This window comes from uncultured Pseudoflavonifractor sp. (assembly GCF_944387805.1).
GTDB lineage: Bacteria > Bacillota > Clostridia > Oscillospirales > Oscillospiraceae > Pseudoflavonifractor.
Genome location: NZ_CALXGI010000076.1, coordinates 1 through 12,460 on the forward strand (window position 1 = coordinate 1; position 12,460 = coordinate 12,460).

The following is a 12,460-nucleotide window of genomic DNA, read 5'->3' on the forward strand; positions in this document are numbered from 1 at the left end:
TCATCATGACCCACGGCGACAACAACGGCCTGGTGCTGCCCCCCCGCATCGCCCCCATCCAGGTCATCATCATCCCCGTGGCCCAGCACAAGGAGGGCGTTCTGGAGGCCAACCGGACCGTTATGGACCGGCTGGCCAAGGCCGGCTTCCGGGTGAAGATGGACGATTCCGACCAGTCCGCCGGCTGGAAGTTCGCTGAGTACGAGATGAAGGGCGTGCCTCTGCGCCTGGAGCTGGGCCCCAAGGACATGGAGAAGAACCAGTGCGTGCTGGTCCGCCGGGACAGCGGCGAGAAGAGCTTTGTCTCCCTGGACGGCATTGAAGAGACTGTGGCCGCCATGCTGGACGCCATCCACGACGGCCTGTACCAGCGTGCCAAGAAGAACCTGGAGGACAACACCTACGCCTGCTCCAGCCTGGAGGAGGTCCGGGAGAAGATGAAGGAGCGGGGCGGCTTTGCCAAGACCATGTGGTGCGGCGACGAGGCCTGCGAGATCCGCATGAAGGAGGAGGCCGGCGTCACCTCCCGCTGCATGCCCCTGGAGCAGGAGCACCTGGGCGACGTGTGCGCCATCTGCGGCAAGCCCGCCAAGCACATGATCTACTGGGGCGTGGCCTACTGAGCGCATTTCCCCAATATATACGGAGGGACCAGCCGTCGGCTGGTCCCTCTTTTATTTCAAAAATCGTGACGGGCGCCGCCACGGCTTTCTGTCATAAAATCTTAAAAAAGAAGTACAATGGAAACAATGTAGACATTACGAGTAGTCCAAAAATGTTTCTTTTCGCTCGAAAAGGAATATCCTTCATCTTTCGTGTCTCTAAAAAGATCGGCCATGTCAGAAGATTCATAGGTATTATGGCCACAGCAGTAATCACGTCGGCAAATTCAAATACAATTTGCAAGACGCCCAGCGTAATAATATATGCCCAACATATCCAATAAAATGCACCATAGTGCCTGCGAACAAAGCAAAAGAAATTGTCCAATGCATCGCAAAACTTATCCAAATATATCCCTCCCCCACAAATTCCGATTCCAATTTCTTTTAACTTTTCGGCAAATTTATTATAGCAAACCATAAGCGAAAAGCAAGTTATCATCCCCCGATTGATCCGCAAGAGAAGCTGTGCAGGGAGTGTAACATACCAGGAAAACAATAAGTTGACAGGGCTACCCCCGCCGCCCGGAGCGGCCCGGCTGAAAATTTCCGGTTGCATTTCCCGGACAACAGGGTTATAATAACTCTATCCATAAAATGTGAGGTATCCCAATGAGCCGATCCGCCCTCACAACTGCATCCTTCTTCTTTACCTTTGGCTGGGCTCGATTTATGAGCGCCGGCTATTTTGTGTTGGGTAAATAAGAGGGATGAAATGAATGGCGCAGGCCCGGAGCGCCCGGACCGCGCATATCTTCGTATCCATGCGGGGAGCACATTGATTTCATCAATGTGCTCCCTTTTCATTTTGCGCAAAAAAGAAAGGATGTTTGCATTATGGTCGTTATTATGAAGCCCGGTACGCGAAAAGAGGACATCGACGCGCTGGCCGCCAAGTTTGAGCGTCAGGGGCTGCGGGTTGGTATCACCAACGGCGTGGGCTGCACCATTCTGGGCCTGGTGGGCGACACCACCGCCCTGGACATGGACAAGATCTCCATCGAGCCCAACGTGGAGCGGGTCATGCGGGTCCAGGAACCCTATAAGCTGGCCAACCGGAAGTTTCACCCCGAGGATACGGTGGTCACCGTGGGTAAGGCCAGAATCGGCGGCGGCAGCTTCGGCGTCATCGCCGGCCCCTGCTCCGTGGAGACCGAGGAGCAGATCGTGGAGGTGGCCCAGGCGGTGAAGGCCTCCGGCGCCTCCATGCTCCGGGGCGGCGCCTTCAAGCCCCGCACCTCCCCCTACGCCTTCCAGGGCATGGGTACCCCCGGCCTGGACCTGCTGGTGGAGGCCCGCAAGGCCACCGGCCTGCCCATCGTCTCCGAGATCATGGCCCCCCGGTACGTGGAGCTCTTTGAGGAGAAGGTGGACGTGGTCCAGATCGGCGCCCGGAACATGCAGAACTTCGAGCTGCTCAAGGAGGTGGGCAAGATGTCCAAGCCCGTCCTCCTGAAGCGGGGATTGTCCAACAGCTACGAGGAGTGGATCATGTCCGCCGAGTACATCATGGCTGGCGGCAATGAGAACGTCATCCTCTGTGAGCGGGGCATCCGCACCTTTGAGACCTACACCCGCAACACCCTGGACGTGTCCGCCATCCCCGCCGTCAAGCAGATGAGCCACCTGCCCGTCATTGTGGACCCCTCCCACGCCGCGGGCATGTACTGGATGGTGGAGCCCCTGGCCATGGCCGCCGTGGCCGCCGGGGCCGACGGCCTCATCATCGAGGTCCACAACGACCCCGCCCACGCCAAGTGCGACGGCCAGCAGTCCCTCACCCCCAAGAAGTTCGACGAGCTCATGGGCAAGGTGGGCGCCCTGGTGAACATGATGGGGAAGACGCTGGTATGAAAACGCTGAACGTGAACCTGCCCGGCCGCGCCTACGACATCCTCATGGAGCGGGGGCTTCTCGCCCGGGCGGGGGAGCTGTGCCGGGCAGCTCTGCCCAGGGCCAGCCGCCTCTTTGTGGTGACCGACTCCACGGTGGGCCCCCTGTACCTGAACCGGCTCATCCCCTCTCTGGAGGCTGCCGGCTTTGAGACCGCCATCTGCGAGATTCCCGCCGGGGAGGCCTCCAAGTGCGCGGAGCAGCTCTCCCGGCTGTGGGAGTGCATGATGGACTTCGGCCTCACCCGCACCGACGCCGTGGTGGCCCTGGGCGGCGGCGTGGTGGGAGACCTGGCGGGCTTTGCCGCCTCCACCATCCTCCGGGGCGTGGACTTTGTCCAGATTCCCACCACCCTGCTGGCCCAGGTGGACTCCTCCGTGGGGGGCAAGGTGGCCATTGACCTCCAGCACGGCAAGAATCTGGCCGGTGCCTTCTGGCAGCCCAGACTGGTGCTGATGGACCCGGCGGTGCTGTGCACCCTGGACGACAGGACCTTTGCTGACGGCATGGCCGAGGTCATCAAGTACGGCTGCATCAAGGATGCAGACTTCCTCTCCTGGCTGGAGCAGCGGCCCTCCCGACAGGAGATTATGGCGGATATTGAACACGTCCTGTATACCTGCTGCGATATAAAACGCGCCGTTGTGGTGGAGGATGAGCGGGACACCGGTGCACGGATGGTGCTCAACTTCGGCCACACCCTGGGTCACGCCTACGAGCTGGCGGGCCGCTACCGGACCTGGACCCACGGCCAGGCGGTGGCCGCCGGCATGGTGAAGGCGGCGGAGCTGGGCGTTACATTGGGGATTACCCCGGCGGGGCTGCCCGAGCGCATCGGCGTGCTGCTGGGCTGCTTCGGCCTGCCGGTGGCCATCCCCTGCACCCACGCCGACTACGCCGCCGCTATTGGACTGGACAAGAAGGGGGCCGGGGACTCCATCTCGGTCATCCTGCTGGAGGAGGCGGGCAAGGCTGTGGCCCACCCCATGCCCAAGGCCAGGCTGCTGGAGGAACTGAAATGAATGTCACCATCACCCCCACCCTGCTCCACGGCTCTGTCACCCCGCCGCCCTCCACCGCAGGCCGGCAGCCTGCGGGCGGCATCTTCGGCGGTTCCGCCGCAGGCGGGAGCCGAACTGCCATTCTCTGGCTTTTGGAGGGAGAAAGGAGATGGAGTGTATGAATGTGACCATAACGCCCACTCTGCTCCACGGCTCCGTCACCCCGCCGCCCTCCACCGCAGGCCGGCGGCTTGCGGGCGGCATCTTCGGCGGTTCCGCCGCAGGCGGGAGCCGAACTGCCATTCTCTGGCTTTTGGAGGGAGAAAGGAGATGGAGTGTATGAATGTGACCATAACGCCCACTCTGCTCCACGGCTCCGTCACGCCTCCCCCCTCCAAAAGCCAGGCCCACCGGCTCCTCCTGGCCGCCGCCCTGGCCCACGGCACCAGCACCCTCTCCAACGTGGCCTTCTCCCAGGACATTCAGGCCACCGTCCGCTGCCTGGAGGCCCTTGGGGCAACTGTCCGGCAGGAGGGGGACCATCTGGCGGTCACCGGCCTGGCAGGTCAAACGGCCTCTGGGGAGCAACTGCCTGAGCTGGCCTGTGGGGAGAGCGGCTCCACCCTCCGCTTTCTCATCCCGGTGGCATTGGCCGTCCGGGGCGGGGGCGTGTTCACCGGCCACGGCCGCCTGATGGAGCGGCCCCAGGAGCCCTACTTTGATATCTTCCGGGAGAAGGGCATCTCCTATGAGCAGCAGGACGCCACCCTCACAGTCAGCGGACAGCTCACCCCCGGGGTGTACACCCTGCCGGGGAATGTGTCCTCCCAGTTTGTCACCGGCCTGCTCTACGCCCTGCCCCTGCTGCCCGGCGACTCGGAAATCCACCTCACCACCCCCCTGGAGAGCGCGGACTATGTCCGCATGACCATGGATGCCCTGAGTGCCTTTGACGTGGCGGTGGAGTACGACGGCGACCGCACCTTCCGGGTACCCGGGAACCAGACCGGCCATCCCGCTGATATGACCGTAGAGGCCGACTGGTCCAACGCCGCCTTCTGGTATGCCGCCGCCTATCTGGACAGCAAGCTGGACATTCAGGGTCTGAACTATCAGTCCGCCCAAGGGGACGCCTGCATCGGCATGCTGTACTGGACCATCGCCAAGCCGGGCGAGGCGGAGATTGACGTGTCCGGCTGCCCCGATCTGGTGCCTCCGCTGGCTGCCATGGCCGCCCTGCGAGGAGAGGGCCGGGTCACCCGGCTGGTGAACGCCGCCCGGCTGCGCATCAAGGAGAGCGACCGGCTCTCTACCGTGACGGAGGTGCTCACCGCACTGGGGGCGGAGGTGGAGGAGCATGCCGACCACCTGGTCATCGCCGGAAAGGACAGTCTGTCCGGCGGCGTCACCGTCTCCGGCCACAACGACCACCGCATCGCCATGATGGCCGCCATCGCCGCCACCAACTGCGCCTCCCCCGTCACCGTCACCGGCGCGGAGTGCGTGCGCAAGTCCTACCCTGATTTCTGGGAGGAGTACGCCCGGCTGGGAGGACAGATTGCGGTCAGTGAATGACGCCCCACCGAAAGGAAGTGCGATTCCATGAAGCATATTATCTTCGGCGAGTCCCACGGCCCCGCCATCGGCGTGGTCCTGGAGCACGTGCCCCCGGGCGTTGCGGTGGATATGGACTTTATCCGCGCTGAGATGGCCCGCCGGGCGCCGGGCACAAGCCCCATGTCCACCGCCCGGCGGGAGGCCGACGAGCCCCACATCCTCTCGGGGGTCTTTGAGGGCAAGACCACCGGCACCCCTCTGTGCGCGGTGATTGAGAACACGGACACCCGCTCCAGGGACTACGCAAAATTGAAGGACCTTCCCCGGCCCGGCCACGCCGACTACGCCGGCCATGTCCGCTATGAAGGCTGCAACGACTACCGGGGCGGGGGCCACTTTTCCGGCCGTCTCACCGCACCGCTGGTTTTTGCCGGAGCCCTGGCCAAGCTGATTCTGCGGGAGAAGGGCGTCACCGTGTCCGCCGTCATCTCCAACGTGGGCGGCGTGGCTGATCCCACCCAAGCGCAGATGGAGAAAATTGTCCTGGCCGCCAAGGGGGACCTGGACAGTGTGGGCGGCGCCATCCGCTGCACGGTGGAGGGACTGCCCGCCGGACTGGGCGCCCCGGACTACGGCCGCAATGTGGAGGGTATCTTCTCCCAGCAGCTGTACGCCGTCCCGGCGGTAAAGGCGGTGGCCTTTGGGGCTGGTTTCGGCTTTGCCGCCATGCGTGGCAGCCAGGCCAACGACCCCTTCTATATGGACGAAGACGCCGTCCGCACCCGCACCAACCACACCGGCGGCGTTAACGGCGGCATCACCAACGGCATGCCCGTGGTTTTTGAGGTGGCCATCCGGCCCACCCCCTCCATCGCCCGGGAGCAGGACACGGTGGACCTGTCCACCGGCAGGGACGCCAAGCTGGTCATCGAGGGCCGGCATGACCCCTGCATCGTCCACCGGGCGGTGCCCGTCATTGAGGCGGCGGCGGCCCTGGCGGCCTGTGAGCTGCTGGGCATCTGATACGCCAATTCACGGGGGCCCGCGGCTCCCCATTTCATCAACAGGAGTGACCTTTCTATGTCTCAGCTGGAGGAGTACCGAGACCAGATCGACGCCGTAGACCGGGAGCTGGTGGAGCTGTTCCGCCGCCGGATGGATATCACGGCCAAGGTGGGGCAGTACAAGCTGGAGCGGCAGATGCCGGTGCTGGACGCCGCCCGGGAGCGCCGGGTGGTAGAGGCACGCACCGCCATGGTGGAGGACGCCGCCCTCAAGGCCGATGTGGCCGAGCTGTATGCGTCCATCATGGCCATCTCCCGCCGCCAGCAGCGGCGGCTGGTCCACGAGGGAACCGAGGACCCGGGCTACGCCGCCTGGCTCTCCGACCTGTCCCACGCCCGTGCGCCGGTGTCCAATCCCCGGGTAGTATACCAGGGGGAGCCGGGGTGTTACAGCGAGGAGGCCGCCGCAGGCTTCTTCGGTCCCCAGGTGAACAGCCGGGGCCTGGCCTGGTTTACCGACGTGTTTGCCGCCCTGGACGCAGGCGAGGCGGATTACGCCGTCCTGCCGGTGGAGAACAGCTCCACCGGCTCCATCCGGCAGGTGTACGATCTGCTGGCCCAGTACCGCTACTACATCGTAGGGGAGTGGCAGGTGAAGGTGGAGCACTGCCTTATGGCCCTGCCCGGGGTGACTATGGATGACATCTGTACGGTGTACTCCCATGAGCAGGGGCTGATGCAGAGCGAGCGCTTCCTGGACGCCCACCGGGACTGGAAGCGGGTGCCCACTCTGGACACCGCAGGCTCTGCCAAGGAGGTGGCCGCCTCCGGCGACCGCACCGCCGCCGCCATCTGCTCCCGTCGGGCGGCCCAACTCTACGGTCTGAACATTCTGGCCGAGGGCGTCAACTACAACAATGCCAACACCACCCGTTTTGTGGTGGTCTCCCCAGTGCCGGAGCACCGGAGTGAGCGCAATAAGATCAGCGCTCTCTTCACCCTGCCCCACCAGAGCGGCTCTCTCCACGAGATCCTCACCATCTTCGCGGTGCAGAATCTGAACCTGCTGAAGATTGAGTCCCGGCCCATCCCCGGCCGGAACTGGGAGTACCTGTTCTTCCTGGAGTTCACCGGCGACCTGGAGGCGCCCGGCATGGACGGCGTGCTCCACGAGCTGAGCCAGCTGGCGGCTGGCATGCGGATTCTGGGCAACTTCAAGGGCTATGAGCCGGAGGAACAGCCATGAATCTGGTGCTGATCGGCATGCCGGGCAGCGGCAAGTCCACGGTGGGGAAGATTCTTTCTAAAATGCTCTGTATGCCTCTGGTGGATACCGACGCTCTGGTGGAGCAGGCCGCCGGAAAGACCATCCCGGCGCTCTTTGCCCAGGAGGGGGAGGCCGCTTTCCGGGACCGGGAGACCGCCGCAGCCCGTCAGGCGGCTGCCCTTGACAACACGGTGATTGCAACGGGCGGCGGGATTGTTCTCCGGCCGGAGAACATGGAGGCTCTCTCCGCCACCGGCCTTATCTTTTTCCGGGACCGGGCCCTGGAGGACATTGTGGAGGAGGACCACATGGGCCGCCCCCTGGTGGGCAGTGACCCGGACAAGCTGCGCCTTCTCTATACCCAGCGAATAGAATTATATCGAAAATACGCACAGTACACCATTTCCAATACGAAAACTGCGGAGGAGGCGGCAGTGCGCATTGCCGCCCTCTATCGGGAGGCATGCCAGCTATGAAATTTCTCATTCTCAACGGCCCCAATCTGAACCTGCTGGGCAAGCGGGAGCCGGGCATCTACGGCGAGAACAGCTACGAGGCGCTGTGCACCCGGCTAAAGGCCTTTGCGGCGAACCACGGCTCCACCGCCGAGTGTTTCCAGTCCAATCACGAGGGAGCCCTCATTGATGCCATCCACGCCGCCGACGGGGTGTACGACGCCATCGTTATGAATCCGGGCGCCTTTACTCATTACAGCTACGCCATTCTGGACGCCCTGAAGGCGGTGAGCGTGCCCTGCATTGAGGTGCACATCTCCAACGTCCACCAGCGGGAGGAGTTCCGCCACAAGAGCGTCACCGCCCCCGCCTGCGTGGGCCAGATCTGCGGCCTGGGCCTCTACGGATATGAGGCCGCCATGGGCTACTTTCTCTCGCGAGGAAAAGTAATTTAAGAGAACTTCCATCCTTAGAAGGCACGGCCTGCAATCTCAACGGGGAGAGATGGACATGAAGGTAGAACTGACCAACACCACGAAAAAGCTCTGTGTTATCGGCGACCCGGTGCTCCACTCCAAGTCGCCCCTGATTCACAATACCATGCTCACCGCCCTGGGACTGAATTATGTCTACCTGTGCCAGCCGGTACCCCGCGGCGGCACAGAAGAATGGCTCCGATGCGCCAAGTTCACTGGGTACGCCGGGTTCAACGCCACTATGCCCCACAAGGAGGCCCTCTTCCCTCTGATGGACGAGACCGACGCGGACGCCCGTCTGTATCAGGCTGTAAATACGGTTTGTATAAAAGGCGGAAAAGTATACGGATATAACACCGACGGCCGCGGCTTTCTCCGGGCGCTGGCGGATTTGGACACCACGCCGGAGGGAAAAACCGTTCTGCTGCTGGGGGCGGGCGGGGCCGCACGGGCGGTGGCCCTCAAGCTGGTGCAGCAGGGGGCCAGGGCGGTGTTCGTGTGCAACCGGACGGTAAAAAAGGCCGCCGCCCTCTGCGCCAACGACCCGCTGGGCCGCCTGGCCCCTGCCGGGTTTGACAGCGCCACCCTGCGCCGCCTGGCCGCACGGGCGGACCTGGTAGTGAACTGCACCAGCCTGGGCATGGAGGGGACGCTGGGGCAATTTGAGGACCTGTCCTTCCTGGAAGAGCTTTCTGACGGCGTGCCAGTGTTCGACCTAATCTACGCCCCCGCCGAGACCGAACTGCTCCGCCGGGCCAGGTTGCTGGGCCACCCCGCCGCCAACGGTCTGGGTATGCTGGTATATCAGGCGGTATTTGCTCTGGAGCATTTCACCGACACCGGGATTGACGCCGCCGCCATGGCAAGGCTGCTGAAGCCGGTCCTTCTTTGACAGGCATTGGACAGGCCTCTTCCTTTTGTGGAGAGGCCTGTCCTTTTGATTTACTTTTCATTTTTCAGCGGCTATAATGTCTGTTGAACGGAAGGGAGACCGGCCTGTGTCCGTCTTTTTCTGCTCCGTGCAGGAAATTTTGACGATTGGGGAGCGTGACGCTATGCATCTTGCCCTTGGGATCTTTCTGGTAACCTATATTCTTCTCCTGGCTTTTGGCAAATACCGGTCCTACATTGCCGCCGCCTCAGCCATCCTCTTTGTTCTGCTGGGCATTCTGCCTCTGGAGCAGGTGGCTGGGGCCATTGACTGGAATGTACTGCTCATGATTGGCGGCACTATGGGCACTGTGGTACTGTTTATCGAGTCGGGCATGCCCGCCCTCATGGCCGACGTGATCATGGATCACATGCCCAATATCAAATGGGCCGCCGTGGCCCTGTCTCTCTTCGCCGGCATTATTTCCGCCTTTGTGGACAACGTGGCCACCGTTCTCATGGTTGCGCCGGTGGCTATGGCCCTGTGCAAAAAACTGAAGGTCAACCCGGTGCCCATTATTATCGCCATCGCCGTGTCCTCCAACCTTCAGGGTGCGGCCACTCTGGTGGGAGACACCACCTCCATTCTGCTGGGCAACTATGCAGGCATGACCTTTCTGGACTTTTTCTTCTTCCAAGGCCGTCCAGGCATCTTCTGGGTGGTGGAAATCGGCGCGCTGGCCTCGGCCTGTGTGCTGCTCTTCTATTTCCGGCATGAGACCCAGCCTGTGTCCGCCGGTACCCGCACCGTGGTAAAGGACTATGTCCCCTCTGTTCTGCTCTGCGGTACAGTGGCGCTGCTGATTCTGGCCTCCTTCCTGCCCCACCGGCCCGCTCTTACCAACGGTGTTATCTGCATGGCCCTGGCCATCCTGGGCTTCCTGCGCAAGGCCATCCAGACCCGCTCGGCAGCCCCCTTCGGCCGGCTGGTGCGGGAGATTGACTGGCAAACGCTGCTGCTGCTGGCCAGCTTGTTTGTTATCATCGGCGGCATCGAGAGCGCCGGCGTTATCGACGCCATCAGCCAGCTCTTTGTCCGGCTGGCCGGCGACAACCTGTTTCTGATTTACACCCTCATTGTGTGGGCATCCGTGCTGTTCTCCGCCTTTATTGACAACATCCCCTATGTTGCCACTATGCTCCCGGTAGTCCAGGGAATCTCTGTCCTGATGGGAGTGGAGCCTTACCTGCTCTACTTCGGCCTGCTGATAGGCGCCACCCTGGGCGGCAATCTTACGCCCATCGGCGCCAGCGCCAACATCGCAGGCATCGGTATTCTCCGCAAAGCGGGTTATACCGTTACCAACCGGGATTTTATGGGCATTGGCCTGCCCTTTTCGCTCATCGCCGTTTTTATCGGCTATATCCTTATCTGGATGGTGTGGCACTAAATGATGAGAAGCGCCTACGGCCCGCATTAAACAGGACGTAGGCGCTTCTCTTTTATTCTCCCTTATATTTCTTCCTGGTTGCAATTCCGCCCCGGATGTGCCGCTCCGCCTTGTTCTCCTCCAGAATTTGCTTGGCCTGCTCGTATAAGGGCCGGTTGAAGCCGGGCAGACGTTCTGATAAATCTTTATGTACCGTCGATTTGCTGATTCCAAACTTCCGGGCGGCACCGCGCACCGTGGCTCTGTTCTCTATGATGTAAAGCGCCAGCTGACAGGCGCGCTCCTCGATGTTCCCCTTCAAACAGCAACACTCCCTGCTTGTTTCTGGGGCATATATATGCGCCGGAACCGGGAGATATGAAGTTGCGGTCCCTTTCGCGCTGTTTTTCAGGGAGATTGTAAATCTTGCGTAAATTCCATTGATAACCGCCGGAAAATCGCGTAAACTAAATTGAATACACTAGTTTATTGTGAGGTGTCAGGGAAATGAAATGCGGGATTGTCGATCTGGGCTCCAACACCATCCGGCTTTCCATCTACCACTGGGAAGGGCAGCAGTTCAAGCTGCTGATGAATAAGAAGGAGATGGCCGGTCTGGCCGGTTATATCAAGGACGGCGTGTTGTCTGATCGGGGCATCCTGGTGGCCTGCCAGGTGCTGGCCGGCTTTAAGGCTCTGCTGGAAAACTTTGATATCCGGGATATCCACGTGTTCGCCACCGCCTCCCTGCGGAATATTGTCAACACGGAGGACGCCGTGGACACCATTCGCCATGTCACCGGACTGCCGGTGGAGGTGGTCTCCGGCTCAGATGAGGCCGCGTTCTCCTTTGTGGGAGCTACGGTGGGCGGCGGCGCTCCCGCCACCGGCCTGCTGGCCGACATCGGCGGCGGCTCTACTGAGCTGGTCGCCTATGAGAACGGGGTCATCACCTCCGGGTGCAGCCTGCCCATGGGCTCTCTCTCCCTGTTCACCAGGCATGTCTCCGGTCTGTTCCCCACCCGGGAAGAACGCCATGCCATCCGGGACGAGGTGGAGGCCGAGCTGGAGCGGGCCAAGACCCAGGGTGTCCGCTGCGCCCACCTCACCGGCGTGGGCGGTACCATCCGGGCGGCGGCCAAGCTGTGCAACGACCTGTCCGGCGCCGACCAGAGCAACCGCAGCATCCCTGCCGAGGAGATCCGCGCCCTGTATAAGGACCTGAAAAAGGGAGACCAGACCACCCTGCGGCAGATTCTCCGCATTGTCCCCGACCGTGTGCACACCATTCTGCCCGGTCTGGCTATCCTCAACGCGGTGCTCAAGAGCTATGAGGTAGAGACAGTGCTGGTGAGCCCCTGCGGCGTGCGGGAGGGTTACCTGCTCCGGCGTGTGATGGGAGTGAACGGACATGAGTAAGACAGTTGACACCCGCTACACCCAGGAGCGGGAGCTCTCCTGGCTGCGGTTCAACGAGCGGGTGCTGGAGGAGGCCAGGGACGAGAGCGTCCCTCTGTTTGAGCGGCTGAAATTCGCCGCCATCTTTACCAGCAACCTGGACGAGTTCTTTATGATTCGGGTGGGCTCCATCTACGACATGACCCTGACCAAACAGGACTATGTGGACAGCCGCAGCGGCCTGACCCCTGCTGAGCAGATTCAGGCCATCTGCAAGGCGGTGCCCGCCCTGTACAAGCAGCGGGACAAGATTGTCTCCCAGCTGGAGAAGCGGCTGCGGGCCTGCAACATCTGTGCTCTCAAGCCGGAGGAGCTGGACGGCAAGGAGCGCAAGCAGGTGGAGCGCTGGTTCCGGGACTATGTGCAGCCGGTGCTCTCCCCCATGGT

The 12,460-nt window shown here is 62.1% G+C and carries 14 protein-coding genes and 1 pseudogene; 14 read left to right on the top strand and 1 reads right to left on the bottom strand.

The features are described 5' to 3' along the window. The 12 genes from Q0K06_RS12700 to Q0K06_RS12755 form a co-directional block, all read left to right on the top strand. Nucleotides 1-623 (top strand): His/Gly/Thr/Pro-type tRNA ligase C-terminal domain-containing protein (locus Q0K06_RS12700; protein WP_294553191.1); only part of this gene is annotated, 623 nt, incomplete at its 5' end. Between the two features lie 876 nt (nucleotides 624-1,499). Beyond that, nucleotides 1,500-2,516: a 3-deoxy-7-phosphoheptulonate synthase gene (aroF, locus tag Q0K06_RS12705; protein WP_294553193.1), complete on the top strand. Its 1,017-nt coding sequence runs from the start codon at nucleotides 1,500-1,502 to the stop codon at nucleotides 2,514-2,516. Beyond that, nucleotides 2,513-3,577: a 3-dehydroquinate synthase gene (aroB, locus tag Q0K06_RS12710; protein ID WP_294553195.1), complete on the top strand. Its 1,065-nt coding sequence runs from the start codon at nucleotides 2,513-2,515 to the stop codon at nucleotides 3,575-3,577. Before aroF ends, aroB begins: the two co-directional genes overlap by 4 nt. Continuing rightward, nucleotides 3,574-3,738 (top strand): hypothetical protein, encoded by a 165-nt coding sequence (locus tag Q0K06_RS12715; RefSeq protein ID WP_294553197.1) that lies wholly within the window; start codon nucleotides 3,574-3,576, stop codon nucleotides 3,736-3,738. The genes aroB and Q0K06_RS12715 overlap by 4 nt, the downstream gene beginning before the upstream one ends. Next, entirely contained in the window at nucleotides 3,735-3,899 is a 165-nt protein-coding gene (locus Q0K06_RS12720; RefSeq protein WP_294553199.1) for a hypothetical protein, read from the top strand. Before Q0K06_RS12715 ends, Q0K06_RS12720 begins: the two co-directional genes overlap by 4 nt. Continuing rightward, nucleotides 3,896-5,131 carry a 3-phosphoshikimate 1-carboxyvinyltransferase gene (gene aroA / locus Q0K06_RS12725; RefSeq protein WP_294553201.1) on the top strand — a complete coding sequence of 412 codons (1,236 nt, stop codon included), beginning with the start codon at nucleotides 3,896-3,898 and terminating at the stop codon, nucleotides 5,129-5,131. Before Q0K06_RS12720 ends, aroA begins: the two co-directional genes overlap by 4 nt. 27 nt (nucleotides 5,132-5,158) lie before the next feature. Next, nucleotides 5,159-6,136 carry a chorismate synthase gene (locus tag Q0K06_RS12730; RefSeq protein WP_294553203.1) on the top strand — a complete coding sequence of 326 codons (978 nt, stop codon included), beginning with the start codon at nucleotides 5,159-5,161 and terminating at the stop codon, nucleotides 6,134-6,136. Between the two features lie 57 nt (nucleotides 6,137-6,193). Beyond that, the gene (locus Q0K06_RS12735; RefSeq protein WP_294553205.1) at nucleotides 6,194-7,363 is read left to right on the top strand and encodes a bifunctional chorismate mutase/prephenate dehydratase; all 1,170 of its coding nucleotides are present in this window, start codon (nucleotides 6,194-6,196) and stop codon (nucleotides 7,361-7,363) included. After that, nucleotides 7,360-7,860, top strand: coding sequence for a shikimate kinase (locus tag Q0K06_RS12740; RefSeq protein WP_294553206.1), 501 nt, complete (start codon nucleotides 7,360-7,362; stop codon nucleotides 7,858-7,860). The genes Q0K06_RS12735 and Q0K06_RS12740 overlap by 4 nt, the downstream gene beginning before the upstream one ends. Further along, nucleotides 7,857-8,294, top strand: a complete 438-nt coding sequence (gene aroQ, locus Q0K06_RS12745) for a type II 3-dehydroquinate dehydratase (RefSeq protein ID WP_294553208.1) — start codon at nucleotides 7,857-7,859, stop codon at nucleotides 8,292-8,294. Before Q0K06_RS12740 ends, aroQ begins: the two co-directional genes overlap by 4 nt. A gap of 55 nt (nucleotides 8,295-8,349) precedes the next feature. Beyond that, nucleotides 8,350-9,207 (top strand): shikimate dehydrogenase, encoded by an 858-nt coding sequence (aroE, locus tag Q0K06_RS12750; protein ID WP_294553211.1) that lies wholly within the window; start codon nucleotides 8,350-8,352, stop codon nucleotides 9,205-9,207. A 163-nt stretch (nucleotides 9,208-9,370) separates the two neighbouring features. Then, the gene (locus Q0K06_RS12755) at nucleotides 9,371-10,636 is read left to right on the top strand and encodes an SLC13 family permease (protein ID WP_294553213.1); all 1,266 of its coding nucleotides are present in this window, start codon (nucleotides 9,371-9,373) and stop codon (nucleotides 10,634-10,636) included. 52 nt (nucleotides 10,637-10,688) lie between these two features. Here the strand turns inward: Q0K06_RS12755 and spoIIID are convergent, their stop codons facing one another. After that, complete coding sequence (spoIIID, locus tag Q0K06_RS12760) at nucleotides 10,689-10,937, bottom strand: sporulation transcriptional regulator SpoIIID (RefSeq protein WP_294553215.1); 249 nt, start codon at nucleotides 10,935-10,937, stop codon at nucleotides 10,689-10,691. Between the two features lie 185 nt (nucleotides 10,938-11,122). Here spoIIID and Q0K06_RS12765 point away from each other — a divergent pair, with 185 nt between their 5' ends. Together Q0K06_RS12765 and Q0K06_RS12770 are read left to right on the top strand one after the other, a co-directional pair. Continuing rightward, a complete protein-coding gene (locus tag Q0K06_RS12765; protein ID WP_294553217.1) occupies nucleotides 11,123-12,034 on the top strand; it encodes a phosphatase in 912 nt (303 codons plus the stop codon). Continuing rightward, nucleotides 12,027-12,460 (top strand): annotated as a pseudogene (locus Q0K06_RS12770) (RNA degradosome polyphosphate kinase); the annotation flags it as partial. The gene Q0K06_RS12765 and the pseudogene Q0K06_RS12770, both read left to right, overlap by 8 nt.